Here is a 26,986-nt window from a genome sequence, read left to right as displayed (position 1 = left end):
CTGAAAACCTATTTCAGGAGGACGCTGAATGAATGCTGATGAGCTCATAGTCGAACTCGGACGACGGGGGGTCCAGCTCTGGGAGGAGGAGGGCACACTCCGATATCGGGCGCCGGAGGGCGTCTTGACGGAGGAGCTGCGAGAAGAGCTGCGTCGATGTAAGTACGACGTCATTGAACAGCTGCGCAGCGCCGCAGCTCAGGGGGAAGTCGAGCCGGACCCCTCAAGTCGGTACGAGCCGTTCCCCCTAACGGACATGCAGTCCGCCTACCTCTTGGGCCGCCGTAACGTGTTCGCATACGGCGGCGTCTCCTGTCACGGCTATGGGGAACTGGAGTTCGACGCGCTCGACCCGGCTCTCCTGGAGGCTGCCTGGCAGAAGATGATCGAGCGCCACGACATGCTGCGCGCTACCGTCCATGAAGACGGTACCCAGAGGGTGGCAGAGACCACACCCGCGTACCGCATCCATGTCGAAGACTTGCGGGCGAGTTCCGCCGAGCAGTGTTCTACACGTACGAACGAGATTCGACAGGAGATGGGCCATCGCGTCTACGAGAGCGACGTATGGCCACTCTTCGACTTGCGCGTGACGCGCGGTCCGGAGAAGGCCGTACTCCACTTCTCCGTCGACTTCCTCATCGCGGACTTCGTCAGCATTCAGATCCTGCTCGACGAACTTCGTCAGCTCTACGAGTACCCCGAGGCTGAACTTCCCCCTCTGGACGTGCAGTTCCGCGACTATCTACGGGCGGAACGCGCGCTGCGCGATGGTGCTCGCTACGAGCGTGACCGGGACTACTGGTGGCGGCGCGTCGACCACCTTCCCCCCGCCCCTGAACTTCCCCTGGAGCCGAACAGCACCACCGCAGAGCGACCGCGTTTCCGGCGCTACGCCCTCGACCTGACGCCGCAGCAGTGGTCTGCTCTACGGGAGCGAGCAGGCCGGCACTGTGTGACCCCCTCGACTGCCGTTCTCGCCGCATACTCCGATGTCATCGGCGCTTGGAGTAGGAACTCCAGGTTCACACTGAACTTGACCCTGCTGAACCGTCTGCCGCTGCACCCGGACGTGCCGCGGATGATCGGCGACTTCACCTCCGTCAACCTTCTCGAGGTGACGCAGAGTCAACGGATAGGGCTGGCTGAACGGGCCAAAGCCCTGCAAGGCCAGTTGTGGGAGGACCTGGACCACCGGCTGTGCTCGGGCGTCGAGGTGATGCGTGAACTCTCCCGTCGGCGCGGTCAGGACGCCGCGTTGATGCCGGTCGTGTTCACCAGTGCCATTGGTGTTGGTGGCACCGACGATGGCCTGGGTGAGGAGTCCTGGGGTCGGCTCGGTCACGGCATCAGCCAGACACCCCAGGTGTGGATCGACTGCCAGAACATCGAACGGCGCGGTGGCCTGTCCACGAACTGGGACGTACGTGAAGGCGTCGTCCCTGGCCCAGTCCTTGACGCCATGTTCGACGCCTACCGCGAGCTGCTGCTGCGATTGGCCGAAAGTGACGAGGTCTGGCAGGAGCACTCCCCGGTCGCGTTGCCCCGCAGGCAACGCGACCGGAGACAGACAGCCAATGACACCGCCGGCCCGCTGCCGGACGCCTTGCTGCACGATGGGTTCGTTCTACAGGCTCAGCAGACCCCCGATCGTCCTGCTGTCATCAGCGGCCGGAGGACCCTGACCTACGGTGAGCTGCTGGAGCACGCCACCGCCATTTCAGACACGCTGCGCTCTCAAGGGCATCGCGGCGACCTCATCGGCGTGGTGATGGACAAGGGTTGGGAGCAGATCGCAGCCGTGCTCGGCATCCTGCTCGCCGACTGCGCCTATCTACCGGTCGATTCCCTTCAGCCGCCCCTACGCCGGGCCAAGATTCTTGCCGACGCGAACGTAGGCTGCGCGCTCACCCAATCCTGGTTGTTGGAGGACGCACAACAGGGGGCCGCAGGCCACGAGGTCTCCTGGATCGCGGCGGATACTCTCGCCCGTCGCGCCGACGAGGCACGCTCGCACGAGGTCACGGCGACACCCGACGACCTCGCGTACATCATCTATACGTCAGGGTCCACGGGCAAGCCCAAGGGCGTGATGATCAGCCATCGCGCCGCGCTCAACACCATCCATGACATCAACCGGCGCTTCGATGTCACCGATCAGGACCGCGTATTGGGCCTCGCCAACCTCGGCTTCGACCTGTCCGTCTACGACATCTTCGGGCCACTGTCGGTCGGTGGCGCACTCGTCCTGCCTGATCAGGAAGGACGCGCAGATCCTTCGCACTGGGCGCTCACGGCCGCCGAGCATCACGTGACCGTCTGGAACTCCGTTCCAGCCCAGATGCAGATGCTCGGCCACTACCTGCAGGCCGAGCAGAGCCGTCTGCCCTCCCCCGCTCTCTCGTCACTGCGCTTAGCGCTGCTGTCCGGTGACTGGATCCCCGTGACGCTCCCGGGGGAAATGAGCGAACTGCTGCCTGGACTGCGCTTGGTGAGCCTGGGCGGTGCCACGGAGGCGGCCATCTGGTCGATCCATTACCCCATCACCGAGGTACCCGTTGGCTGGACCAGCATCCCCTACGGAACTCCGCTGACCAACCAGACCTTCTCGGTCCTTGACCGCGCTCTACGCGATTGCCCGGACTACGTCGCGGGCGAGCTCTACATAGGCGGGGCCGGACTTGCCCTGGGCTATCTGGGAGATGAAGAACTTACCGCCGCCAAGTTCATCCATCACCCGGAAACAGGAGAACGGCTGTACCGTACCGGGGATCTCGGGCGCTATCTCGCCGACGGCACCATTGAGTTCCTTGGCCGGGAGGACTCTCAGGTCAAGATCCGGGGCCATCGCATCGAACTGGCGGAGGTCGAGGCAGCGCTGCTGTCCGAACACGCCGTCGGCACCGCCGCCGCACTGGTTACGGGGGAAGGAGCCGCAGACCGGCGGTTGTACGCTTTCGTGGCCGGTAGGACGCTGGACGACGTACCAGAGCCTCCCGACGCGATCGTCACCGCCCTCACCGAGGCGGCCGCGGCGGTACGTGGCGACCTGGACAGCGACATCGACGAGCAGGCTATCCACGACTTCGTTCAGGAACTGGACAACGCACTGCTGGCCTCCATGGCCCATATTCTCGGAGAAACCGGCCTGTTCGCAGACGGCAGGACAGCGACCGCCGAGGAGCTCGACGCGGCGCTGGGCGCACTACCGCAGCACAGTTCCCTCGTGCGGCGCTGGTTGCGTGAGCTGGAAGCCGCCGGGATGGTGCGGCGTGACGTCGACGGCGAGCGTTTCCACGACCTGCGACAGGTCGACATCACCGGACGTACTCGCGCCTGGGACCGCGCCGAAGCGGCGAGGAACGAACGGATCTGCCCTGCGCCGCTGATGGCCTACTTCCGTGGCAGCGCTGAGAGCCTCCGCCCCCTTCTTCGTGGAGAAGCCAACCCCTCGCGGCTGTTCTTCCCCGAAGGGCGACAGGACGTCGCGGAGGCGACCTACAGCCTGAACGTGGCAGCCGAGCACAACAACCGGGTCGCGGCCGACGCGTTGCGGTGCATTGCCGAAGCTCGGCGTGCCGACGAAGGACCGCTGAGAGTGCTGGAAGTCGGTGGCGGTATCGCCAGCACCACTCGGCACGCGGTTGAGGCCCTGGCACAGCACGAGGTCGACTACACCTTCACCGACGTCTCGCAGTACTTCCTCCAGGGAGCCCGCACCCGCTTCGCCGACCGGCCGCGCATGGAATGCAGGATTTATGACCTGAACCAGGACTACTGGTCCCAGGGCTTCGCCGCGAACTCCTACGACGTGGTGCTCTGCGCTGGTGTGCTCAACAATGCCCGGCACACAGAACGCACACTGCGCTGGCTCAAAGAGCTCCTGGTACCAGGCGGTTGGCTGGTCTTTATCGAGGCCACCCGCGAACACCTTGAGATCAGTGTTTCGCAGGCCTTCATGATGGAGGAGTTCGAGGACTTCCGTTCCGAGCGGGACACCACCTTCGTTACCCGCGCGCAATGGCTCGGTCTTCTGGACGACCTGGGCGCTGACGTGACCGCCTGTTTCCCGAGTGAGGACGACGCGCTGTCCGCCATGGGTCAGCACGTCTTCGCAGCCCGACTGCGGCCGGAACGTGCCCATGTCCGCACCGAAGAGCTGGCCACGCAGCTGCGGCGGCGCCTGCCCGAGTACATGATCCCCGCGGACATCGAGGTCCTCGACACGTTGCCACTCACCGACAACGGCAAGATCGACCGCAAGGCTCTGCGGAGCCGAGTGAGCAGTGTGCCGCAGTCGGAGGAGAGGACCGTCCAGGAGGAGGCTACCGACCCCCTGGAGAGTGTGCTGGCCGGTCTGGCCGGAGAGGTCTTGGGCGCGGAAGTCGTGGGACGTCGGCAGAACTTCTTCGATCTCGGTGGGGACTCGCTGCTCGTCGCGCAGTTCGTGGGCCGTTTGCGAGAACAGGTCCCCGAGTGTGTCGATCTCTACTTCGACGGCTTGCTTCGCCGCATGCTGAACCAACCCACGATCGCGGATCTCGCCGAGTACATACGGCAGTACCAGCCTGCTGAGCAAGCCACGGTGAACGCAGCCGCGCTCTCCCCACTTGTCCCGCTTAACGACGCCTCAGAAGGAACGGTGCGGGTGCTGGTCCATGAGGGAATCGGCACTATGGCGCCCTACCGGACGCTGGCCCGGGAGCTTTCGGGACACGGCCCCTTGGCCGGACTCGCCGTCAACGATATGCACGGCTATCTCAGCATGGACCCAGGACAACTCATCTCCCGGTTGGCGGGCACCTACGCCGATGAGCTCCTCGCTCAGGGGCACCGGCGGTTCCACATCGTCGGTTACTGCCTGGGCGGCCTGCTCGCGACCGAGATGGCGAGTCGGCTGACCGAAGCCGGCGCGGACGTAGCCTCACTCACCGTTGTGAGCAGCTACCGCGTCCCGTACCGGATCGACGACGAACTGCTCTTCGAGTACGCCTTCGGGCGTGTGCTCTCCGCAGACCTCGGTCGCATGGGTTTCCATGAGGACGAGCACCTGATGGGGAGGGCGCTTCGTGCGGTGCTCGCCGCCACTCCGGGCACGGTGCCGGACGGAGCCTTCGACGCCCTCAGCGGCGATGCGGGCCTGTCGGCGGTCGCCGAGCGATTCAGGGCGATGCGCAAGCGCGACCGGCACGAGCGTCTGCGGGACCTCAGCACTCAGCTCATCGAGCAGGGTTCGCCCGTCAGTTCTGCCGACCAGGTCAGCGAGCTCTACGACGTCTTCCGGCACAGCTTCGCGGCTGCGACCCTGCACAGGCCTGACCTGTACGCCGGTGACATCACCTTCCTGAATCCGCAGGGCAAGCTCCAGTTCCTGCCCGGACTGCAGGAGGACATGACCGCCTACTGGCGCGAGACGTGTCTCGGCGACCTAAGGGTGCTTGACGTGCCCGGCGACCACTTCAGCTGTCTGGAACCCCCGCATGTCGTCTCGACGGCGAAGGAGATTCTTTCCGTCGGGCTGCACAACGGAGCGGTCGGTTGAGGGTGTACGGACCGGTAGAGGCAATGGTGAGGAGAGGTGTTGTCCGTGGCTAGGACGCTGGATCCGGCGCACAGGCCGAAGGTGGTCGTCTGCGGGACGCGATGGGGGAGGGTCTACCTCCAGGCGTTCCTCGAACCCGAGTTCCCATTCGAGCTCGTCGGAATCGTCGGTCAAGGGAGCGACCGCACCAGAGCGTGCGCGCAGTACTACGAGGTGCCGCTCTACACAGACGTGGAGCAAATCCCGGATGATGTCGATATCGCCTGCGTGGTCATCAGCTCCGGGGTGCAGGGTGGCCGGGGAGCCGAGATGGCCCAGGCGTTCATGGATCGCGGGATCCACGTGTTGCAGGAGCATGCCCTGCATCACGACGAGCTCGCCGACTGCCTGCGGGCTGCGCGCCGCAACGGTGTGCAGTACCGGCTCAACACGCACTACCCCCACATCGAGCCTGTGCGGAGGTTCATCGCCGCGGCCCGGGCGCTGTTCGCCAAGCAGCGCCCCGAGTTCATCGACGCCACCTGCGCCATCCAGGTGGCTTACACGCTGTTCGACGTTCTGGGTCGGGCACTTGGCGCGGCACGGCCGTGGGGTTTCGCGGATATTCCAGAGATCCCGGAGGAAGTGCGGGCGCTGACGGATCTGGAGTTCCCCTACCGGTCCGTGGACGGTGTCTTCTCGGGCGTGCCGATGACGCTGCGTATGCAGAATCAGATGAAGTCCAGCGACCCGGACAACTACACGCACCTGTTTCACCGCATCACCGTGGGTACGGACGGGGGCCATCTCACCCTCGCCAATACCCAGGGACCACTGTTGTGGAGCCCGCGCCCACATGGCCCTGAAGAGGCGTGGCACACCGTACGGCTCTTCGATACGGACGCTGAACACCTCACCTACCCCAGTGCCACGGTGCTCGGCCCGGCGACCGGTCCCGACTACCGCGAGATCGTCGGGTCCGTGTGGCCCGGTGGCGTCCGTACCGCGCTGGGCGAGCTGAAGCACGCCGCCATCGCCGGAGAGGACCCCCTCAAGGAAGGCCAGTACTACCTGACCCTCTGCCGCCTCTGGCAGGACCTCACGACACGACTCGGCTATCCCACGCAGCTCACTCGTTCCGACGCCCCCGATGTACTCCCGGCAGACGATCTCGAGAAGGCGGCTCTGGCCGTGGGGCCGAAGGACGGATGGAATGACTAGACACCCAGACACCACACTCTCCTCGTGGTTCCGATGTTTTCTCCCCCGCCCCCAACGCAGGGTCCGGTTGGTGTGCTTCGCACATGCTGGAGGTGCGGCGAGTGCTTTCCGTACTTGGCACCGCCACCTGCCGGAGGAGATCGAACTGCATGCGGTTCAGTACCCGGGACGCCAGGATCGCTTCGAGGAGTCGCACGTCGACGACATGGACGCGATGGCAGAGGCGATCACCGCCGCACTGCGCCCATTGCGGGACAGGCCGCTGGCATTGCTTGGCCACAGCATGGGAGCCGCCGTTGCCTATGAAGTGATGCGACGGCTGGAAAGCGAGGCGCCGAACCTCACGTGCGAGAGACTGTTCGTCTCCGGTCGGCCCGCGCCTGAAGTCCAGCGCCCGGGTGCGCTTCATCGGGGCGATGACGACGGACTGATCGAAGATGTGCGCCGTTTGGGTGCGATCGCCCCGGAAACGCTCGCGGACCCAACGCTGCGAGGGCTGTTTATACCTACATTGCGCGCCGATTACCGCCTCATAGAACGATATTCGCCCTCCCCCGGCCCAGCGCTGCGCACCCCGGTGACTGCTCTCATCGGGGAGGAGGATCCGGAGGTGACGCGCGAGGAGGCGCTGGCCTGGTCACGCACCACGAGCGGTTCCTTCGCCCTGCGGGACTTCCCTGGCGATCACTTTTACCTCACCACTCAAGAGCCTCAGGTCGTGGATGCGGTGGCCGCGACGCTCACCCCCGCGGTCTCCCACCATCCTTCTGAGTCGTCCGACGGAAGGTTCCTGCGATGAGGCGAGGACGGGACAATGAGGCCCGGTCATTCGCTATCCGCATGTTCACCTCTGCGGTAGCGGCACAAGAGCTCTATACCTGCTATCTCGGCCTGAAGCTTGGCTTGTACGGTGCGCTGGCCGAGGACAGCGCGACGTCCACCCAGCTCGCCGAACGCACTGAAACCGCGGAGCGTTATACCCGCGAATGGCTGGAGCAGCAGGCCGCGGCGGGAATCATCACCGTCGACGACGCGGGCAAGCCCGCGTCGGAGCGGGTCTACGAGCTTCCGGCTGGCCATGCTGAAGCGCTGCTCGCGCCGGACAGCCCTTACTCGGTGGCGCCCATCGCGGTGCTACCGATGGGTGCCACCGGCCCGGTCCTCCCCGAGCTCATCTCCGCTTTCCGTTCGGGATCCGGTGTCCCCTACGTCGCCTACGGCGATGATTCCCGTGATGGGCATGCCGGCTCCAACCGCGCCCTGTTCACTCACAACCTGGCGGAGTGGGTCCGCAACGCACTGCCGGACGTCCACAACCGCCTGCTGATCGGAGGCAGGATCGCCGACGTAGGATGTGGCGCAGGATGGTCGAGTATCGCGCTCGCCAAGGCATACCCGGATGTTCAGGTGGACGGATACGACCTGGACGAGCAGTCGATCTCGGATGCGCGTCGCAATGCCGCAGAACACGGTGTGGCTGACCGGGTCGTCTTCCAGGTCCGTGACTGCGCCGACTCCTCGCTGGTCGGTCAGTACAACCTCGTCTGCATATTCGATGCCCTGCACGACATGTCTCGGCCTGTAGACGTCCTACGATCCTGTCGTTCGTTGCTGTCCAACGGGGCGTCCGTGCTGGTGATGGATGCGAAGGTGGCCGAAGAGTTCACCGCTCCCGCCGGGGAAGTCGAACGGTTTCTCTACGCCGCCAGCGTCCTGCACTGCCTGCCCGTGGGACTGGCGGAACAGCCTTCCGCTGCTACAGGTACGGCGATGCGCCCTGCCACGGTAGACGCCTACGCAGAGAAAGCCGGGTTTTCGAAGACTCAGATACTGCCGGTGGAGGACATGTACCACCGCTTCTACCGGTTGATCGGCTGAGTCTCCATGCCGACGATTCCTCAGGCGCCCCGGTTGGGGACGCCGCAGCAGCCGCCCTGGCCGTTTCCCGAGGCCTTGGCCGAGACACGACGTGTTCTCTCGGCCAGGACGGCGTTGGTTACCGAAGCCGAGTCTCAGGAACTGCTGTCGTCGCTCGGGCGAGCGACCAAGGGAGAGGCCCTGGTTCTGCAGGGCGGTGATTGCGCGGAGGAGTTCACCGACGCCGTTCCCTCGGTTGCGCATGTCAAGGTAGGCCAGCTGCTACAGCTGGCGGCACTGATGCGGCGTGCGAACGGCATCGATGTGCAACCGGTGGGGCGGCTCGCCGGGCAGTACGCCAAACCGCGCTCCTGCGATATCGAGCAGCTTCCCGACGGAAGCAGTATCCCGGTCTATCGTGGCGATGCTGTGAACTCGCCCGTTCCCAGCGGGGATGCCAGGGCGGCGGATCCGAATCGACTCCTCCGGGCCTATGACGCCTCCGCCGAGGTGCTGCGGGCCGTCCGTGCCACTTGGTCGGCCGCCCCCCAGGTGCCGCGCGTTATGTGCGCCCATGAGGCTCTGCTGCTGGATTACGAAGAGCCGCTCGTCCGACCGGGGAGCCGTGGCCTGTACGGATCGAGCGGTCACTTCCTGTGGATCGGTGACCGCACGCGCTCCACGCACGGCAGACATATCAAGCTGGGAGCTTCACTGACGAACCCCATCGGGGTGAAGCTCGGTCCTACCACAGCGGCAAGCGATGCCGTTGAACTGGCCCGTCGGCTCAATCCCGCTGGTATTGCAGGGCGATTGACCTTCATCGTCAGACTCGGCGCGCGGCGTGTGGACGAGTTGCTACCGGACCTGGTCGCCGCGGTCGACCGCAGCGGTGTTCCGGTGCTGTGGCTGTGCGATCCCATGCACGGGAACACCGTGCCAGGCCGCGCGGGACACAAGACACGTCTGATCGGCGATGTCAGCTATGAGACCCGGGCGTTCGTCCGGATCCTGCGCCGAACGGGGCAGCATCCGGGCGGACTGCACCTGGAACTTACTCCGTACGGCGTCGACGAGTGCGTTGAGGACGAGCGCGAGGCGACCGCGGAACAGTGGCCCCGGTGCTACCGCTCCGTGTGTGACCCCCGGCTCAACGCCGAGCAGGCCGAGCGGATCGTCGAGGACTTCAGCAGCCAGCTGTGACCAGCCGTAGCACGGCCCAGGATCGGTGGAAGGCACCTACATGCGTACTTTGATCATCGACAACTACGATTCCTTCACCCATAACCTCGCTCAATATCTCGGCGAAGTGAATGGCGAACCATGCGAGGTCATACGCAACGACGAAGTCGGATTCGACCTGGCCGACCTGGAACAGTTCGACAACGTTGTGATATCTCCCGGCCCTGGACGCCCGGAGCGCCAGGCTGACTTCGGCATCTGCACCGACGTCATACTGCACAGTCAGATACCCCTGCTTGGTGTCTGCCTTGGCCACCAGGGCTTGTGCTACCTACACGGTGGCACAATTGGCCCAGCTCCTGAGGTGCGCCACGGACGACTCTCTTCGGTCGCACATGACGGAAACGAATTGTTCGCCGGGTTGCCCTCGCCTTTCGATGTGGTCCGCTATCACTCACTTCTGGTGACGGCCTTGCCTCCGGAGCTCGAAGCGACGGGCTGGGCGGAGGACGGCACATTGATGAGTGTCCGGCACCGCCACCGTCCGCAGTGGGGCGTGCAGTTCCACCCGGAGTCGGTCTCTACCGAGCACGGTCACCAGCTCCTGGCCAACTTCGCCGCGGTGACCGAACAGTGGCGGCGGCGTTCGAGATCCCATCGCCGTTTCGCCTGTGACCGGGTACCCCCAACTCGGCGCTCTTCTGCGCCTGCCTCACACGCGCCCGATTACCGGGTGCTGGCGCGGCGACTCACGGTTCAGGTAACAGCGGAGCAGGTCTTCGAGAGGTTCTACAGCGGGAGTCCGACCGCCTTCTGGCTGGACAGCAGTCTCTCCGACAGTTCGCTAGGGCGCTTCTCCTTCATGGGAGACGCCTCCGGGCCTTTATCGCGTGTGGTCGAGCACGATGTGTGGGAGGGCGTCACCACTGTCCGTTCGGCTGTCGGCGAGTCCCGGGTGCACGGGCGCTTCTTAGACTGGCTGGAGGCCGATCTCGGTGCGATGTCCGTCGAAACGCCTCAGCTGCCCTTCGACTTCGCATTGGGCTGGGTGGGCTGCCTTGGGTACGAGCTGAAGGCCGAGTGTGGAGGTGAGCGCGAGCACCGGTCAGAACAGCCCGATGCCGCCCTGGTGTTCTCGGACCGTGCGATCGCTTTCGACCATGACACCAGCGAAGTCCACTTACTGGCGCTGGCCGTATCCGACAGGGAATCCGAGGCAAGTGCTGAGGCGGCAGAGCGCTGGTTCGATGGCAGAGAGCGGCGACTGCGCGCCCTGGAGGCAGATCGTCCGGGGCCTTCGAGGTCACCACAGGCGGTGAGAGCCGCCGACGGTGTCACATCGCGCCATGTCCCTGAACGCTACCTCGATCTCATTCATGACGCGCAACGAGAGATCGAGGCGGGCGAGACGTACGAGGTGTGTCTGACCAACATGCTGACGTGTACGGTCAACATCGACCCCTGGCGCGCTTACCAGTTCCTCCGCCACTCCAGCCCGGCACCCTTCTCTGCCCTCTTGCGCTTCGGGGAGCTGTCGGTTCTGAGCACCTCACCCGAGCGCTTCCTGCGGGTCGGCACTGACGGCGTGGTGGAGTCCAAACCCATCAAGGGCACACGGCCCCGGTCGTCCGATCCTGAGGAAGATTACCGACTGCGTGAGGAACTGAGGACCAGTGAAAAGGAGCGTGCCGAGAACCTCATGATCGTCGACCTGGTCCGCAACGACCTGGGATCCTGTGCCGCTCCCGGCTCGGTATGGGTGCACAAGCTGTTCGATGTGGAAAGCTTCGCCACGGTCCACCAGCTCGTCAGCACGGTCCGGGCACGGCTCGACGAGGGCGCAACGGCTGTCTCCTGTTTCTCTGCCGCTTTCCCGGGAGGTTCCATGACAGGCGCTCCTAAGATCCGCACAATGCGGATCCTCGATGAACTGGAAGCCGGACCGCGTGGCATCTACTCCGGGGCGATCGGGTACTTCTCGCTCAACGGAGGGTCCGACCACAGCATCGTGATTCGCACGCTGGTCTCCCAACAGGGAAGAGTGAGTCTTGGAGTCGGCGGCGCGATCACCGCGCTCTCCGACCCGAAGGAGGAACTGGAGGAGACAGCTGTAAAGGCAGCCGCTCTGCTGAGGCTGTTCGGAGAGCGTTTCCCCGATCACGCTGAGGCTGTGAGGGGATGAGCGCGGAGCAGGACCAGAACGCGTCCGCAGCAGGCTACTGCTCAAGAGCGGGAGCCGATGAATCCGTCGACCATCGCGCTCAGACCGACGGGGTACGCGTTGGACTTCCGCGCGGCGGTCCATTGGTCCGCCAGGTGGGCGAGGTGCGGCATCGTCGTTTGATCCGCCTTGGAGATCATGGTGATCGCGTGGGGCGAGCGAGTCAGCTCTGCTGTGCGCTGATCCGTCGATGTGTGCACGATGATCTCGCCGATCGTGTACTGCCACACCGCGCGGTAGGCGGTGGCGGCTTCAGTGTGGTCGAGGCCGGCATCGACGAATGCGCTGAGAATGTCCTCCACCAGCCACATGACCGACGGTGCCATGACATCCCCCGCTACCAGTACCTCCACTGCCCAGGGACGAGTGCTGAGTTCGCTGTGGAGCAGCTGCCACAGCACCATGAGTCGTCCCCGGGGGTCCTGCGGGAGTTCCGGCCGTTCAATATGGGCGACGATGCGGTCCAGCACCAGCACCAGCAGCTGGTCCTTGTCGGCCACGTGCCGGTACATGGCCATAGGGGAAGCATCGAGATCCTTGGCCAGACGCCGCATGGTCAGGGCATTTGCTCCCTCACGCCGCACGATTTTCTCGCTGGCCCGGACGATGTCATCCAGGGTCAGACGTGGAGGCCGACCTCCGCGATTGCGTTCTTCCTCTTGGGGGCCCATGAACAGATTTTCGCATCCATTTGCGTGCGGCTGGTAATGGGAGCGGCCCTAGGAATGGCCTGTGCGCAGTATGAACCGCTGCAGCTTGCCGGTAGCTGTTCGCGGGAGGGCCGATACGATACGCACCGATCTCGGTACCTTGAAGGGCGCCAGTCGCCGCCGTGCGGTATCGAGCAGCTCCTGCTCCACAGTGGCGTGATCGGTAGTGGGCCGGGCCACGACGAAGGCGCGCAGTTTGGTGGCGCCATGTTCGTCGGGGACTGCGGTGACCGCCGATTCACGGACCGCCGGGTGCTCATCCAGTACCTGCTCCACTTCCAATGGCGAGATGGTGATGCCGCCGACCATCTCCATGTCGTCCATTCGGCCGGCGTGCAGGACATTTCCATCCTCATCGAACTCCGCCCGGTCACCGGTGCGCAGCCATCCGTTCCGCACTACCTCGGCGCTGCGTTCGGGCTGGTGAAGGTAGCCCATCAGGAGTGTTGGTCCCGTCACCCACAGCTCACCCTCGACACTGGGGGCGGTGATCGGCTGACCTGCGGTGTCCCGCAGCTCCACGCGAAAGCCCGGGAGCGCTTTCCCGAGGGTGCCCGGCACCGCGTGGTCGAGGGTGTTGGCGCAGAAAGCGCCGCCGACTTCGGTACAGCCCAGTTCGTCGAGTACAGGGGCGCCAAGCAGCTTGCGGGCCTCCTCTGCCAGCGACGTTCTGAGCCGTTCGCCGGCCGATACCGCGACCCGCACCTGCTCGAAGGATCGGGGCGACGCCTCGGCGACCAGGTACGCCAGGGCGGAAGGCACCGCGTGCAGCACGGTCACCGAATGCCGCTCGGCCAGCTCCGCGATGATGTCCGGAGCGGGTTTGTCTCGCACGAGCACTGCGGCCGAGCCCGTGTAGAGCGGGTAGACGAGGGAGTTGCCGAAGCCGTACGCAAAGAACAGCTTGGAGACGGAGAGGCTGACGTCGTTCTCGTTCATGCGGAGCATGTGCTCAGCTACCGCCTTGACGTGGTGCGGCAGGTCCGAATGCCGGTGCACGACACCCGCTGGTCGGCCGGTGGTGCCCGACGTGTACTGGATGTACAGCGGTGCATCGGGAGCGACCTGGTGGACGGGCGCTGGCGGGGCAAGGGCGGCCTGGGCTGTGAGCTGTGTCGGACTGATGGTGAGCCGGGCGTCGAAGCGATCCATCAGCGGCTCCTCAACCACGGCCAGTGCCGCTTCGCTCTCCTCGGCCAGGTGTGTGTGGTCCTCGGCTGTCATGCCTGGATTGGCGAGGACCGAGACCGCACCCAGCCGTGCTACGGCCAGGAAGGTAATGATCCATTCGGGCGTGTCCGGAAGGGCGAGCAGTATACGGCGGCCCGGGGTGACACCGCAGTCGGCGAGAACGCTGGCGGTGCGTGCCGCACGGTCATGGATCTCCCCATGGGTGACGCGTGCGGAGCCGGAGATGTAGGCCGTTTTGGTGTTCCAACCGCGCCGTGCTGCGCGGGACTCGAGATCGGCGGCTGCATTCATCAGCAGGATTCCTTCCTGTGGTCGGGCTTCCGTTCCGGGTACGGAACGCGACTCTGGGAGAGATCAGTTGTGCCTGGGGGCAAGCGGGAGAAGCTCGATGAGCTGGTAGTGAATACGTTCACCGAATGTCGTGTCATAGCTGACGCCGCGCAACAGCTTGGGCCGCCAGCCGTGGTCCCGGGCCAATGCTGTGAGCTTGGCGGAATTGCCGAGGCTGGTGAAGCCCAGCAGCAGACGGCCACCCGGAGCGAGTCGGGAGGCAGCGTCCCGCAGAAAGGTGCTGTGGGCGTGGTACTCCGCATCAAAGAAGGCGAGCCGCAGATCGTCTGTGCCAGCCGTATTGGGGCCGCTGGCGCTGTCAAGGGTTTCCACGAAGTTGGAGTTCCAAAAGATCACGTCGTAGCGCTCACCCTCGGGGAGGGGGGCGAACAGATCACCCTTGAAGACGGAGACCCGGTCATCGACGCTGTGCCGCTGTGCATTGAGCGCGATGTTCTCTGTCGCTGCGGAGGTGATGTCGGTGGCATGAACGTAGCGGCAGCCCCGTTGCGCTGCCGTCACGGCCAGATACCCGGTTCCGGAACCGATCTCGCACAGGGAACCGCCAGTGGGGTAGGGGATCCATTCGGCGTACAGGGCGGCGGAGCGGGTCAAGTGTGGGGCGTATACACCGGGAAGGAGGTCCCAGTCCAGGCCGAGCAGCCGGAACGTGGTCGGTTCGGAAATTCCTTCGTGTTGCCGCAGCAATTCTTGGGCGACATGGCCAGCTGTTGACTCCATGGCGAGTTGGTGTCCTTCCATGCGATTCGGGCCGGAGAAGGTGATGGGATGTCGGTCGATTATGTACCGTAACGTCGGTCCATAGCAATACCCAAGACAATGGTTTGGAAAATGATGTGAGCTGTGCCACTTTTGTTGACTCGCGAGCTTGGAAAGATGGTTTGGCGGGCATGTCGTGAGCGCCCTTGCGGAGATGTTGAATGAGTGATTTGATCTTCGACGAAGAGCTCCCGAAGGATCCCTTCGATCTTTTTTCTTCATGGTATTCCAGTCGTCGCCGTGTAGGCGGTAGACGGGGTGCGGGGGCCGTATTGGTAACTATGGGGGGCCGGGATCGCCCCTTGGTGCATTGCGTGCGAGTGGTTCCGCTGCCAGACGGGTTCGCCTTCTTCCTTCACCACCGCAGCAGCATCGGGCTCGCGCTCGCAATAGACCCGGCTGTTTCCCTGGCCTTTGACTGGTCAGAGCAGAGTCGAGTGGTCGTCGTCGAGGGGCGTTGCGACCGTGTGTCGGCCGTTGAGGCGGATGCCTACTACGGTCGACTGCCGAAGCGGGAACAGCTGGCGGTGTGGGCGGGAGGAATGGAGCGGGAGGGTGTCGCCCGTGACGAGATCGCCCACTCAGTGGCACAGTTCGCGGATCGCTTCGCAGGTCAGTTGATACCCCGCCCAACATATTGGGGTGGCTACCGTGTCATTGTCAGTGAAATGTGTTTTCGACAGGCCAGCGGCGACGGCGTTCTGGATATCCTCCGCTATCGGAACGCTGGGTACGATAAGACGTGGGACGTCCGCCGTGAATCTGCCTGAGTGCTACCGTGCGCCTGGTGGAAAGTAGTAGAAGATCGGCTCCGTCATTCAGTGGTGGACGGGCCGGGAGAGTTGATCTATTGAGGAGGTCCGGTGCTTTCGGGCTGTGTGGAATGGCCGGAAGAGTTTGTTGATCGCTACACGGCTAAGGGGTATTGGAATACGCAGACCCTGGGTGACCTGCTACGCGACTGGGCGGTTAGCTACACGGACCGCACTGCTCTGGTCGACGGTAACCGCCGCTGGACATACCAGGAGTTGGACCGGAGGGCGGACTCCCTGGCGGGAGGCTTCCTGCAGCAAGGGATCGGTCCCGAAGACCGCGTGGTGGTGCACCTTCCCAACACCGCTGAGTTCGTCGCTGTGTGCTTCGCGTTGTTTCGGCTCGGTGCGCTGCCCGTCTTCGCCCTGCCCGCACACCGCTACTACGAGATCAGCTACCTTTGCTCGCTTGCCGAGGCCACTGCATACATCATCCCTGATGAGCATCAGGGCACGGATTTCCGGAAGCTCGCAGAGCGGGTGCTGGCCGATGTGCCCTCCCTCCGCGAAGTAGTCGTGGCTGGCGACCCCGGCGACTTCACCGCATTGGATGACCTGTACTCCGAACCGTCCCCTCTCCCTGAGCCCGACGCCGATGAGGTGGCCTTCTTTCTGTTGTCTGGCGGCACCACAGGGCTGCCGAAGCTTATTCCACGTACCCACCGCGACTACGCCTACAACGTCCGCATCAGCTCCGATAACGCTGGGTTCACCCAGGAGACCACCTATCTGACCGTGCTCCCCGCCGCCCATAACTATGCTCTTGGCTGCCCTGGCGTACTCGGTACGCTCCGCTCCGGCGGCAAGGTCGTCCTGGCCGACAGCGGCAACCCCGACCACGCCTTCCCGCTGATCGAACGCGAGAGGGTGACCGCGTCCGGCCTCGTTCCCCCGCTGGCTCTGGTGTGGACGGATGCTGCGGCGACCACCGAGCATGACCTCTCCAGCCTGGAGTTGCTCCAAGTAGGGGGCGCACGTTTCGAGCCGGCCGCGGCGCGACGCATGAGGGAGCGGTTCGATTGTGTCCTGCAGCAGTCCTTTGGCATGGCGGAAGGTCTGCTCAGCCAGACGGCGCTCTCCGATCCCGACGAGGTCGTCATTGAGACCCAGGGCCGTCCGCTTTCACCAGATGACGAGGTGCGGCTGGTGGACAGCCAGGGAAAGAACGTACCGGAGGGACAGATCGGCCTGCTCCTGGTGCGTGGCCCCTACACACTTCGCGGATACTACCGAGCCGAGGAGCACAACGCGCGTGACTTCACTTCTGATGGCTTCTTCCGCACCGGGGACCTTGCCAGCCGCACGCCTACGGGACATCTCGTCATCCGTGGCCGGGTGAAGGACATCATCAACAGAGGCGGCGAAAAGGTCTCGGCCGAGGAGGTCGAGGGACATCTGCTGGCTCACCCAGCGGTGCATGACGTCGGCGTGGTCGCAACCCCCGATGCCCTACTCGGCGAACGCACCTGCGCCTTCGTAGTGTTCAAGGGCCCGCAGGACCGATCGGTCGATGCCTTCGCGGAGTTGAAGGAGTTCTTGCGCAGCCGCGGACTGGCTGACTACAAGATCCCCGACCGTTGGGAATCGATCGAAAGCCTTCCTAGAACCGGCGTAGGTAAGGCCGACAAGGCTGACCTGCGGGCCCGTGCCGTCCGGTCGGCGGCCCGCCCCGCCCGCCGACCCCGCACAGTCCACGGAGATGCCAGGTGAACACAAGCCCACCGACAGCCCTTACTCCCGATGAGACTCCGGTCCTGGTCGTGGGAGCCGGCCCAGTCGGCCTCACCGCGGCACTCGCGCTGCGCGCGCTGGATATTCCTGTAACCGTGCTGGAAGCTCGCGAACGCACCGCACAGCGTCCTGGCAGCCGCGCACTGTACGTACATCGCTCCTCACTTCGGCTTTTCGAAGAAGTCAGTCCCGGCCTGGGCCGTGACATCGCGGACTACGGAGTCGTGTGGCACACGCGGCGCACTCTCTACCGTGGCCGCGAGGTATACGCACGTACCTACCCCGAAGCCTCAAATGGCGACCTGCCACCGTTCACGAGCCTCCGTCAGGTAGAGACCGAACGATTCCTGCTCAAGTCCGCCGAGTCAGCAGGTGCCCGGATCGAATGGAGCGCCGAAGTCTGCTCCGTCGAAGCGTCCGACGACACCGTTCGCATCGGCGTCGTCGATGGGAGGACGTGGAGCGCACCGTATGTCATCGCCGCCGACGGTGCGCGCTCCGCCGTGCGCCAAGGGGTCGGCATTGATCTAAGCGGCAGCCGCGCAGAGGGCTTCCATGTGGTAATTGACATCGCGGACGGCCTACGGCCAAGAAGCGCCGAACGCGTGCTGCACTACGCGCATCCCGCTGCCGGTGGGCGCCATGTGCTGATGGTCCCATTCGCGGGCGGATTCCAGATCGATGTGCAGTGCAAGGAGAATGACCCTGTCGAGAAGCTTACCGACCCGCAGACTCTTAAGCGGTTGCTTCCCCGACTCGTCGCCCCGGAAGCAATCGGCGAGGTGATGTGGGTCTCCCAGTATCGCTTTCTGCAGGTTCTCGCTGACAGATTCGTCGACGATACCGGCAGATTACTGCTGGTGGGAGAGAGCGCTCACCTGTTCCCCCCATTCGGGGCACGTGGCATGAACAGCGGTATCGCCGATGCTGACGCGGCAGCGCAGGCTGTCGCCCTTGCCTTGCTGTCCGGCAACGCAAGACGAGCAGACGCCGCCATCAGGTCCTATGCGCACCGCCGCCGCGCTGCCGCGATCGACAACAGCGCTGCGGTGGGCGCCGCACTGGCCCACTTGCGTCCCCGCGGAACGGCTGCCCAGACGAAGATCGAGCTTGCCGGGCGCCTGGCACCCTGGATTCCGCGTCTGGGTGAGTGGCTGGAGCGCGCCCCGTATGGTCCCCGTACTACCACCATGGCGAAAACTCGGATCGGTTACTGAGTCTCCATGGGCCGACTGAAGCGGTGGTACCGGACGACCCCAGCGCCCTAGATGGGGTCGTCCGGGACGGTCTCATACCGTTGGCGCAACTCGGTGAGAACGGGATGATCGACTTCGAGCTCCACGTCCCCCACAGCCCTGATGGGCCGGACACCGACGGACGAATTGGTGGCGAACGCGGCCCGGACATGGCGTAGATCGTCAAAGACCATTGGTTCGGCCAGCGAGTCATAAACATCGTGGAGTAGGCGCATGGTCACCCCTGGCAGCATTGCCGCTTTCGGCCAGACGACGCGGTCCCGCTCATCGACGAACCCGATGTTCCACGTGACCCCCTCGGAAATGGCACCGCTGGAAGGGTCGGTGAAGAGCGCATCGTCGAACCCCCTGCGCTGAACCGCACGTCGGGCAGCGAGCTGACCGAATAGCCCGACATGCTTTATCTCAGGCATCTCACGCTGGTATGCAACCGTCTGCACGTGCAGGGGCGGCAAGTGCATTGTTGGAGCCGACCGATGCGTGACCAAGATCTGCGGATGGGATATGTCGGGATGCCCAATGTCCAGCTGCGGATCGAAGACCGTTACACGGGTAATGAACACTCCGGAACGCTCCCTGACCCCTTGCCGGATGAGTTCGAGGATTCGTTCACGGTCGAGGTCGGTGTCGAACACTGCGCGGCAGTCCCGCACTAGCCGGTCGAGATGCAGCGACAGCCCGCGGATTCGCCCCTCAGTGACGCGCATCGTGGTGAAATGGCCGAAATTGCTGAAGGCGAGAGCCTTCAGAGCGGTCACGTCCACCGGTGCGCCGTTGAGGTAACCCATACGCGTCAGTCTGCCACCCGCGGCTGGGGCTCTTCCCTTCGACGCGTGCCCTCTGTGTTCCACAGGCCGATCGCCAATGCGTGGGCTCAGCGGTCATGGCGTGTGTTCAGTGGGCGACCGTCAGGGCTGCCAGGAGGGACCGGGTCAGCCTGGTCCGGTAGCCGGCGTCGACGGGGGTGTCGGCGGCCAGGAGGCGGAAGAAGAGCGGGGCGCCCAGGAGGTCGGTCGCGAGGGCGCGGTCGAGGTCGGGTGGGAGTTCGCCGCGGGTGACAGCCCGGTCGAGGATGGCGTCGAGGGTCGCGCGGAGGGGAGCCGCGATGGCCGAGCGCACGGCCTCCGAGAGTGCCGGGTTGTGACCGGCCTCGGCGAGAAGGTCGAGCAGGATGCGGCGGATCTGGGGGCGGTCGAGGATGCCGACGGATTCCGCGACCAGGGACGCGACGTCTCCCCGGAGGGACCCGGTGTCGGCCGGTGCTGGAAGTTCGTCGCGGGCGGCGGTGGACACCAGGTCGATCAGCATCTGGTCTTTGGACGCCCATCGTCGATACAGGGCGGCCTTGCCGACCCCCGCGCGCCGTGCGACGGCGTCCATGGACATGCGTGCGCAGCCGGTCTCGGCCAACTCCTCGAAGACCGCGCACCGGATCGTCGCGGTCACGCTCTCCCGCAGCAGGGCGCTTCCCCGCGGCTGGTTGGCTCTCGGCATAAGCGCAGGATATTCCAGAACGGAACCGTTGCGTTCCGAAGCCTTTCACGGTTACTGTCCGGTAGTTAAGAACGGAACCGATCCGTTCCGTGAACACACGGAAGGGAACCGGATGAGACCCCCGCCCCCACCCCGACCGTTCGCTCCCCCTGACCTCCCCGAGCACATCCCCGGGAGGCGGATGCGATGAGCGCACGCGCAGGTCCCCGCGGCGTCCTCACCCTCCTCGTCGTCTTCATGGTCATCAACTTCGCGGACAAGGCGGTCCTCGGGCTGACGGCGGATTCGATCATGGAGGAGCTGAACCTCTCCGCCACCCAGTTCGGAACCGTGGCGGGCTCCTTCTATCTGCTGTTCAGCGTCTCGGCGCTGCTGGTGGGATTCATGGGTGACCGGGTACGGGCCCGACCGCTGCTCGCCGGGCTGGTGCTCGTCTGGTCGGTGGCCCAGCTGCCGATCCTCATCCCCACGGCGGGTTTCGGCTTCCTGCTGGTGACGCGTGTGCTCCTGGGGGCCGGAGAAGGCCCGGGGTTCCCGCTGGCCAACCACACCGCGTTCACGCACTTCCCCTCGCACCGGAGATCGCTCCCCGCGGCGTTGGTCACCATGGGCGGCGCCCTCGGGGCGATCGTCGGTGGCCCATTGACGATCCTGATCTCCGAAGCACTCGGCTGGCGCGCCGCGTTCGGTGCGCTCGGCGTGGCCGGACTGCTCTGGCTGGTGGCCTGGCTCCGCTACGGCGGCAGCGGCCCCTACGGCGCCTCGGAAGAGACGCCGGTGGCCCCCGGAACGCCGGCCGTGCCCGGAGGCGAAGGGTCGTCGAACGCGACGATGCCCGACCGCGTGCCCTACCTGCGCATCCTCACGACGGGAACGTGGCTTGGCGCGACCTTCGCGACGGCGACCGTCCTGTGGGCGCTTGCGCTCGCGCTGGCCTGGATCCCCGTCTACTTGGAGGACGAGATCGGCCTCAGCAAGGCCGGGTTGAGCCTGGCCATCGGTCTCCCCAGCCTGTGTGCGATCGTCCTCGTGCTGGTCGGCGGCGGTCTCGCCCAGCGGCTGATCAGCCGGGGCGTCACCTACCGGGTCGCCCAGGGGGTGGTGGGAGGGACGGCCGTCGCAGTGGGCGGCCTGTTCATGCTGGGGATGACCCGGGTCGAGGCGGTTCCGCTCGTGCTGCTCTGCTTCGGCGTGGGTTTCGCTATCGGCAACACGCAGACCCCGCTCGCCAACGCCGCGATCTCCCATGTGTGTCCGGAGCGGCAGCGAAGCGCCGTGCTCGGTGCCTCCTACGCGGCGGCCACGATGTCGAGCGTGCTCGCTCCCTATGTCACCGGCCGGATCATCGACGCGGCGCCATCCCAAGGCGTCGGCTTCTCCCTCTCCTTCGACCTGGCGGCGCTTCTGCTTCTCGCAGGCTCCCTGGCGGCGTTCCTCCTCATTCGGCCGGATCGCGACGCGGTGTCCCTCCGTCGACCGGTGGATCCGGAAGCGGAATCCGCCGGGCTCGCACGGTGACCGGCGGATCCCGCTCGTCCCACCATCGAGTGCGCATTGGGGTCGGTGCGGGGCAGGAACAGGAGGGGAAGGGGAGAAGGGGACTAGAGAGAGGCGTCGGCCTTCAGCGCACGCGCCACGCGGACGACGCGCTTGGCCTGCACCTGGGCGGCCGTGCGGGTGGTGTCGTCGACGGGGTTGTTGCCCTGGGCATCCACGTGCGAGGTGCCGTACGGGTTGCCGTCGGCGAACTTGCTGGCGTCCGTGTAGCCGGGCGGAACGATGAATCCGCCGAAGTGGTAGAAGGTGTTCGACAGGGCGAGGAGGGTGGACTCCTGGCCGCCGTGCAGGGTGGCCGAGGACGTGAAGGCGCTGTACACCTTGTCGGCGAGCAGGCCCTGCGCCCACTGCCCGCCGAGCATGTCGATGAACTGCTTGAGCTGCGACGACACGTTCCCGAAGCGGGTCGGCGAGCCGAAGATGACCGCGTCGGCCCACACGACGTCCTCAGCCGCGGCCTCGGGGACGTCCTTGGTCGCCTCGACGTTGGCGGCCCAGGCCGGGTTGCCCTGGATGGCGGCGGCCGGGGCGAGCTCGGCCACCTTGCGCAGGCGCACTTCGGCGCCTGCCTTCTCCGCTGTCTCGGCGATCTCGCGAGCAATGTCGAAACCGGTTCCGGTCGACGAGTAGTAGATGACGCTCAGCTTCACGGTCTCGCTCATGGATGTGCCTCTCTGACGAACGTGGGTGTCGCCTTGCGGCGAAATTTCTTCCATGAAAGATAATTCCTATGTATTGATTTGGCGACCCCCTGGAGGACGGATGTGATGAGCGCCATGCGGTCTACCTGCGCTGATGCCGGTGCTAGGTGCGTCGCGCTGCGCGGTCGCCCTGGCCTGCCTCCGCCTCGGACGGTCATGGAGACGCGATCGCTGTAAAGCGCCTTCGGTGGCGCAGGCGAACCGGAGCGGTGGGGGTGGGCGTCATGTGCGTAGGACGCGCGACTGAGCTTCGGCCGCGTGATCCGCAAGACGACGGAGTCCGAACCGAAGGACTCGGAGTAGGGAGGCACTGACGGCATGCGTGGACCCCGACCTGCGACCGCTCTCAGGATGATCAGCCCGCTGGCGGTTGCGGCCCTGCTGACCTCTTGTTCCGCCGACACGCGGGAAGCGCACTACGACGATTTGGATGAGGCACGGGCGGAAGGCGCGGTGGACCAGGGCTGGGTTCCCGAGTGGGTGCCTGAGGAGGCACGGAACATCCAGGAAAAGCACGACCTTGACAGCAACGCTCAGCTGCTGACGTTCACGGTCGCGTCCCGCACGATGCCGGAGACCTGCGAGGAGCTGACGGTCGATCCCGAACGCCCGAGACTGTCGGCTGACTGGTTCCCGCGGAGACCTGGGTCTCTGACCAAGCGGTGCGGAGAATTCCACGCCTTTCTGAGCGATGGCAGGATTCACGCCTGGACGAACGGGGACGCCGGCTGAGCGCGGGGGACGCCTGTTGCGCGCGCAGGAGGAGGAAGACGGGGAGCATCGGCGGCCGCCCGCAGCGCGCATGAGCCCGTGTCGAAATCACGCGGCATCGGCATCACGCCATCGCGGTATCACCGCACACCGCCATCGCGACATCCTCACATCGCGACATCGCGCCAAACGGAGATCGCGACGAAACGATAGACCCATCTCTCGGCACATCACCATGTCGATACGGGACACGCTCGGGACGCTCTCGGGGGCGCGGGGGAAAACGAGGGAACACAGAGCCACAGGGAGAACCGCTCCCTCGCTCCGCCTCTCACACGACACCAGCTGGCGACCTGTGCCCGCCGTCGGCGTAAGCGACCAGCCCCGGGGGATCGATAACCACGACCTGCCCGCGCCGCAGCCGCACCAGACCGCAATCGGCGAGTTCGCCCAGCGCCTTCGTGGTTCGTTCCCGAGTGGTGCCGGTGAGGCGGGCCAGCTGCTCGTGCGTGAGTCGGATGTCCTGGCCCGAGCTCCCGGTTGGCGTGATGAGGGTGGACAGTGTCTTGGCGGTCCGCTCCGCCACGGACTTGCACGCCATGTCGACAAGGCGCTGCTCCAGCTGTGTGAGCCGAGCTCCCAGCTGTTCGGCGATGCGGGTGGCGACCATGGGATCTGATAGCAGGAGCCCGCGCACGTCGTCATGGCTCATCAGGTGGAGGGCACTCTCGTCCAGGGCTTCGGCCCAGGTGCCGCCCATGTGCAACCCGAGCAGCTCCATCTCACCGAAGATGGCGCCAGGTCCCATGAGCCCCGTCGTCACCGTGCGCCCGTCGTCCGCCACCCGGTACAAGCGGACCCGGCCGCGCTTCACGATGTACATCGTCTCGGCGCGATCGCGTGGCGAATAGATCGTCTCCCCGGCCTGTATAGAACGCGTCGGTGCTTGCGCGCCGATCGCAACCATCTCCGTGTCGGTGAGGTCTTGGAAGACGGCTACCTCAGATTGACACCAGTGATCGTGCGCCATCGTGCACCATAGCTCCTCGCTCGGCGCAGCCGTTCCAACATCGATCTTCCTGGACTTCACGCGTCCTGTCCAGGGCGGGCGACCAGGTGGGAGCGGGTGCGAGGAGGATGTGGAGGCGATGGCGCGGGCGCGAGTGCGGGGGCGGCGTGGAATTCGGACGGGAGCCCCCGCCTTCACTTCGCCGGTGTCGTCGGGGCCGCTGGGGGCCGGGATTCGCCTCGCGCGGTGGCGACGCCAGCGGCCATGCCGGGGATCCAGCCGAGCGTGATCCCCCAGACGGTGCCGCTGAGCATGCCTAGGACGACCATCACGCCATATCCGACGGGTCCGAATCCCATCGCTGTTCCGGCCCCAATTGCCCGCAGGGCGTTGGCGATCGCCGCCCCCAGAATGAAGCCCACCCATGCCGACCGACCGGCGCGTACCCGGCCGAGTGCGGGGCGGCGTTTGAGAGTGCGTCGCGTCCATGCACCGGTGACCGCCGCGAGCGCGGCTACCGCGATGACCTCGACGACGAGCGCATCCCACCCCTGCTCACCGAATGGCGTGGCACGCAGTCGGGGCAGGCCGAACGGAGCACCCAGCGTCGACGGAGCCACGATCCAGGGAAAACGCGCCGTCAACCGTGTAACCACCCACGTGCTTCCGAAGAGAAGACAGATCCCCAGCACGGCCACGACCGCGGCAGTGGCAGTCGTTGACGTTGAGGACGACCGGGAGAAGGAGGGGAGGGGGATATTGCGAAACGATTTCACGTTCTGGATGATAGTGACCCACGTCTCATTGAGATAGCCCCGACTTCCTTGCCCTCTCGGCCCTCCCGCCTCTCCCCTCCCCCACGAAGGATCGCCGTCCATGAAACGTCCCCCCTGGGCTGTCCTCGCTCTTGCCCTGGTTCTGGTCGGAGGCTCGCTCACCGTCGTGAGTCGCCCTTCTCCCGAAGGCCCCCGGTACATCACCGATGATCAGGGGCGGGCGATCATCCTCCACGGCTTCAACACCGCGGGATCGACGAAGAGCGATCCAGACGCGATGCCGTGGATCGAGGAGCAGGACGTCGAGAACGAGTATGAACGGATGGGCACCAACTTCGTTCGCTTCTTGCTGCAGTGGAGCGCGTTGGAACCGGAACCAGGTCAATACGACGAGAAGTACCTCGACGCTGTGGCCGAACGCGTCTCCTGGTACGCCGAGAGGGACTACCACGTGCTCCTGGATATGCATCAGGACTTGTGGGGTCAGGGGATCACGGAGGCGGGCAGGGTCGGCAACGGCGCACCCGAGTGGGCGACCCATACCGACGGCCTGACGGTCGAGGAGCAGGAGCAATGGGAACTCGTCTACCTCGAACCCGGGACGATGCGCTCTTTCGACCACTTCTGGAACACCACCGGAGAACATTCGGAGTTGATGAGCCACTACGTGCGGGCATGGCGCCACGTGGCCGATCGCTTCTCCGGCGAGCCAGCGGTGATCGGCTACGACCTCATGAACGAACCATGGGGCGGCACCCTGCAGGGCCCCGAGTTCGAGCGGGGGCCGTTGGCCGAGCTCTATCGGCGCAGCATCACGGCCATCAGGACGGTCGACAACGACTCCTGGATCTTTGTCGAGCCGCAGGCCGTGGGGGTCAACTGGGGCCTGCCGTCGGCACTTCCCCACCTTGACGATCCTCGTGAGGGCAAGGCGCGCATCGTCTACGCACCACACATCTACCCGCTGCCGATGGACCTGGGGAAGGCGTACGGCCGGGGTGAGCACGGAGGTGGTGACGATGGGCGAATCGGCGGCAGCGAGTCAAGCCGCGTGTGGATCGATCGCAGCATCAGCCTCTGGCGACGGAATGTCCTCGTGACCGCGGACCGGCTGGAGGCGCCGATCGTCCTGGGCGAATTCGGCCTCGATACGAGCAGCCCGGGCGCGATGGAGTATGTCGAACGGATGCTCGCGTTGACGGACGAGATCGGGGCGGGGCGGGCCTACTGGTCTAACGACCTCGACGGGTGGGGCCCCTGGTTGGGCCGCGCAGATGGAGAAGAAGGGGAAGGAGCGAAGCCGGGGCCGCTCGCCGAGGTGATGAATCGTCCCTACCCGCGGGCGATCGCGGGCGAGCCGCTGGCTGTGCACTACGACGAGCCCGCCAAGACGCTGACCGTGTCCTTCGCGGAGAAGAACGACGGAAGCGTGACTGGACCGACGGAAATCTACGTTCCGGAGCGGGAGTTTCCTGAGGGAGGCATCATCAGCTCCAGCGATCCCGAAGGAAGTTGGGCAGCGGAGTGGGACGCTGCTCGCCGGGTGTGGAAGGTGGAGTCAGCTCCTTACCTGCAGGAACATGAGCTGGTCGTATCCCCCACCAACTAGGGCGCCGATAGTGATCGCATCCGAAACGGTAGATGTGGCTCACATCACTACGTGCATGGTTGGTGGAGCGGGGAGGGGAGGACTATAGTTGCTCGGGTCGCCTTGAAGCGGTCGGTTCGTCCGGCGCTCGGGGCGGCGGTCTTCTCTCTGGTCGCTCGCGGGTCTGACCCGGTGGATGCGGCCGCGCTCTTCGCACGGTTCGACGCACGGATTTCTCCTGGCATACTGGCGTGTGCCCGGACGCAGAATCCGTGTTGGAAATCGTGTGCGGGCGGGTTTTATCGCAAGGGCGAACGCGGAACCGCCGATTTGGCGGG

Annotated in this window: 20 protein-coding genes; 12 read left to right on the top strand and 8 right to left on the bottom strand. The window is 65.3% G+C overall.

Translation table 11 applies throughout. The annotated features are described in order from the left end of the window. The first annotated feature begins 28 nt into the window (after positions 1–28). The 6 genes from ABD259_RS23790 to pabB all read left to right on the top strand — a co-directional run bounded on the left by ABD259_RS23790 (position 29) and on the right by pabB (position 11,963). Complete coding sequence (locus ABD259_RS23790) at positions 29–5,542, top strand: amino acid adenylation domain-containing protein (RefSeq protein ID WP_344165378.1); 5,514 nt, start codon at positions 29–31, stop codon at positions 5,540–5,542. A gap of 45 nt (positions 5,543–5,587) precedes the next feature. Next, positions 5,588–6,742, top strand: a complete 1,155-nt coding sequence (locus tag ABD259_RS23785) for a Gfo/Idh/MocA family oxidoreductase (protein WP_344165375.1) — start codon at positions 5,588–5,590, stop codon at positions 6,740–6,742. Between the two features lie 70 nt (positions 6,743–6,812). Beyond that, positions 6,813–7,541: a thioesterase II family protein gene (locus ABD259_RS23780; protein WP_344165372.1), complete on the top strand. Its 729-nt coding sequence runs from the start codon at positions 6,813–6,815 to the stop codon at positions 7,539–7,541. A 41-nt stretch (positions 7,542–7,582) separates the two neighbouring features. Then, positions 7,583–8,620: a class I SAM-dependent methyltransferase gene (locus tag ABD259_RS23775; protein ID WP_344165369.1), complete on the top strand. Its 1,038-nt coding sequence runs from the start codon at positions 7,583–7,585 to the stop codon at positions 8,618–8,620. Between the two features lie 6 nt (positions 8,621–8,626). Next, positions 8,627–9,802 (top strand): 3-deoxy-7-phosphoheptulonate synthase, encoded by a 1,176-nt coding sequence (locus ABD259_RS23770; protein ID WP_344165366.1) that lies wholly within the window; start codon positions 8,627–8,629, stop codon positions 9,800–9,802. A gap of 25 nt (positions 9,803–9,827) precedes the next feature. Continuing rightward, positions 9,828–11,963: an aminodeoxychorismate synthase component I gene (pabB, locus tag ABD259_RS23765; protein ID WP_344165363.1), complete on the top strand. Its 2,136-nt coding sequence runs from the start codon at positions 9,828–9,830 to the stop codon at positions 11,961–11,963. Positions 11,964–12,004: 41 nt separating this feature from the next. On the opposite strand, the gene ABD259_RS23760 is transcribed toward pabB, so the two are convergent. From ABD259_RS23760 to ABD259_RS23750, 3 genes are all read right to left on the bottom strand, one after another. Beyond that, positions 12,005–12,673 carry a TetR/AcrR family transcriptional regulator gene (locus ABD259_RS23760; protein WP_344165360.1) on the bottom strand — a complete coding sequence of 223 codons (669 nt, stop codon included), beginning with the start codon at positions 12,671–12,673 and terminating at the stop codon, positions 12,005–12,007. A 48-nt stretch (positions 12,674–12,721) separates the two neighbouring features. After that, positions 12,722–14,194 carry an AMP-binding protein gene (locus ABD259_RS23755; protein ID WP_344165357.1) on the bottom strand — a complete coding sequence of 491 codons (1,473 nt, stop codon included), beginning with the start codon at positions 14,192–14,194 and terminating at the stop codon, positions 12,722–12,724. Positions 14,195–14,257: 63 nt separating this feature from the next. Further along, positions 14,258–14,974, bottom strand: coding sequence for a methyltransferase (locus ABD259_RS23750; protein ID WP_344165354.1), 717 nt, complete (start codon positions 14,972–14,974; stop codon positions 14,258–14,260). Positions 14,975–15,174: 200 nt separating this feature from the next. Here ABD259_RS23750 and ABD259_RS23745 point away from each other — a divergent pair, with 200 nt between their 5' ends. The 3 genes from ABD259_RS23745 to ABD259_RS23735 all read left to right on the top strand — a co-directional run bounded on the left by ABD259_RS23745 (position 15,175) and on the right by ABD259_RS23735 (position 18,773). After that, complete coding sequence (locus ABD259_RS23745; protein ID WP_344165351.1) at positions 15,175–15,783, top strand: pyridoxamine 5'-phosphate oxidase family protein; 609 nt, start codon at positions 15,175–15,177, stop codon at positions 15,781–15,783. 93 nt (positions 15,784–15,876) lie between these two features. Beyond that, on the top strand, positions 15,877–17,535 hold the full coding sequence (locus tag ABD259_RS23740; protein WP_344165349.1) for a (2,3-dihydroxybenzoyl)adenylate synthase: 1,659 nt from the start codon (positions 15,877–15,879) through the stop codon (positions 17,533–17,535). Next, the gene (locus ABD259_RS23735; RefSeq protein ID WP_344165346.1) at positions 17,532–18,773 is read left to right on the top strand and encodes an FAD-dependent monooxygenase; all 1,242 of its coding nucleotides are present in this window, start codon (positions 17,532–17,534) and stop codon (positions 18,771–18,773) included. Before ABD259_RS23740 ends, ABD259_RS23735 begins: the two co-directional genes overlap by 4 nt. 47 nt (positions 18,774–18,820) lie before the next feature. Here ABD259_RS23735 and ABD259_RS23730 read toward each other — a convergent pair whose 3' ends face one another. Beyond that, positions 18,821–19,600 carry an aminotransferase class IV family protein gene (locus tag ABD259_RS23730; protein WP_344165343.1) on the bottom strand — a complete coding sequence of 260 codons (780 nt, stop codon included), beginning with the start codon at positions 19,598–19,600 and terminating at the stop codon, positions 18,821–18,823. Positions 19,601–19,706: 106 nt separating this feature from the next. After that, positions 19,707–20,306 carry a TetR/AcrR family transcriptional regulator gene (locus tag ABD259_RS23725; protein WP_344165340.1) on the bottom strand — a complete coding sequence of 200 codons (600 nt, stop codon included), beginning with the start codon at positions 20,304–20,306 and terminating at the stop codon, positions 19,707–19,709. Positions 20,307–20,492: 186 nt separating this feature from the next. On the opposite strand from ABD259_RS23725, the gene ABD259_RS23720 reads away from it, so the two are divergent. Next, positions 20,493–21,824 (top strand): MFS transporter, encoded by a 1,332-nt coding sequence (locus ABD259_RS23720; RefSeq protein WP_344165337.1) that lies wholly within the window; start codon positions 20,493–20,495, stop codon positions 21,822–21,824. Positions 21,825–21,907: 83 nt separating this feature from the next. Here the strand turns inward: ABD259_RS23720 and wrbA are convergent, their stop codons facing one another. Further along, the gene (wrbA, locus tag ABD259_RS23715; protein ID WP_344165334.1) at positions 21,908–22,525 is read right to left on the bottom strand and encodes an NAD(P)H:quinone oxidoreductase; all 618 of its coding nucleotides are present in this window, start codon (positions 22,523–22,525) and stop codon (positions 21,908–21,910) included. A 390-nt stretch (positions 22,526–22,915) separates the two neighbouring features. Between wrbA and ABD259_RS23710 the strand changes: the two genes are divergently transcribed. After that, a complete protein-coding gene (locus ABD259_RS23710; protein WP_344165331.1) occupies positions 22,916–23,296 on the top strand; it encodes a YbbD-related protein in 381 nt (126 codons plus the stop codon). A 310-nt stretch (positions 23,297–23,606) separates the two neighbouring features. Here the strand turns inward: ABD259_RS23710 and ABD259_RS23705 are convergent, their stop codons facing one another. Both ABD259_RS23705 and ABD259_RS23700 read right to left on the bottom strand, forming a co-directional pair. After that, positions 23,607–24,242 carry a Crp/Fnr family transcriptional regulator gene (locus ABD259_RS23705; protein ID WP_344165328.1) on the bottom strand — a complete coding sequence of 212 codons (636 nt, stop codon included), beginning with the start codon at positions 24,240–24,242 and terminating at the stop codon, positions 23,607–23,609. Between the two features lie 236 nt (positions 24,243–24,478). Beyond that, entirely contained in the window at positions 24,479–24,904 is a 426-nt protein-coding gene (locus ABD259_RS23700) for a hypothetical protein (protein WP_344165326.1), read from the bottom strand. A gap of 256 nt (positions 24,905–25,160) precedes the next feature. Here ABD259_RS23700 and ABD259_RS23695 point away from each other — a divergent pair, with 256 nt between their 5' ends. After that, positions 25,161–26,669, top strand: coding sequence for a cellulase family glycosylhydrolase (locus tag ABD259_RS23695; RefSeq protein WP_344165324.1), 1,509 nt, complete (start codon positions 25,161–25,163; stop codon positions 26,667–26,669). The last annotated feature ends 317 nt before the right edge of the window (positions 26,670–26,986 follow it).

The organism is Nocardiopsis rhodophaea (genome assembly GCF_039530945.1).
GTDB classification, from domain to species: domain Bacteria; phylum Actinomycetota; class Actinomycetes; order Streptosporangiales; family Streptosporangiaceae; genus Nocardiopsis_C; species Nocardiopsis_C rhodophaea.
Note: the sequence above shows the minus strand (reverse complement) of the source record. Positions and strands in the feature narration are given on the sequence as shown.

Bases quoted from the DNA above. Each gene is read 5' to 3' on its own strand.
- ABD259_RS23790 (WP_344165378.1), top strand. From the start codon at position 29: ATGAATGCTGATGAGCTCATAGTCGAACTCGGACGACGGGGGGTCCAG.
- ABD259_RS23775 (WP_344165369.1), top strand. From the start codon at position 7,583: ATGTTCACCTCTGCGGTAGCGGCACAAGAGCTCTATACCTGCTATCTC.
- ABD259_RS23770 (WP_344165366.1), top strand. From the start codon at position 8,627: ATGCCGACGATTCCTCAGGCGCCCCGGTTGGGGACGCCGCAGCAGCCG.
- ABD259_RS23760 (WP_344165360.1), bottom strand. From the start codon at position 12,673: ATGGGCCCCCAAGAGGAAGAACGCAATCGCGGAGGTCGGCCTCCACGT.
- ABD259_RS23755 (WP_344165357.1), bottom strand. From the start codon at position 14,194: ATGAATGCAGCCGCCGATCTCGAGTCCCGCGCAGCACGGCGCGGTTGG.
- ABD259_RS23750 (WP_344165354.1), bottom strand. From the start codon at position 14,974: ATGGAGTCAACAGCTGGCCATGTCGCCCAAGAATTGCTGCGGCAACAC.
- ABD259_RS23745 (WP_344165351.1), top strand. From the start codon at position 15,175: ATGAGTGATTTGATCTTCGACGAAGAGCTCCCGAAGGATCCCTTCGAT.
- ABD259_RS23730 (WP_344165343.1), bottom strand. From the start codon at position 19,600: ATGGGTTACCTCAACGGCGCACCGGTGGACGTGACCGCTCTGAAGGCT.
- ABD259_RS23725 (WP_344165340.1), bottom strand. From the start codon at position 20,306: ATGCCGAGAGCCAACCAGCCGCGGGGAAGCGCCCTGCTGCGGGAGAGC.
- ABD259_RS23720 (WP_344165337.1), top strand. From the start codon at position 20,493: ATGAGCGCACGCGCAGGTCCCCGCGGCGTCCTCACCCTCCTCGTCGTC.
- wrbA (WP_344165334.1), bottom strand. From the start codon at position 22,525: ATGAGCGAGACCGTGAAGCTGAGCGTCATCTACTACTCGTCGACCGGA.
- ABD259_RS23710 (WP_344165331.1), top strand. From the start codon at position 22,916: ATGATCAGCCCGCTGGCGGTTGCGGCCCTGCTGACCTCTTGTTCCGCC.
- ABD259_RS23705 (WP_344165328.1), bottom strand. From the start codon at position 24,242: ATGGTTGCGATCGGCGCGCAAGCACCGACGCGTTCTATACAGGCCGGG.
- ABD259_RS23695 (WP_344165324.1), top strand. From the start codon at position 25,161: ATGAAACGTCCCCCCTGGGCTGTCCTCGCTCTTGCCCTGGTTCTGGTC.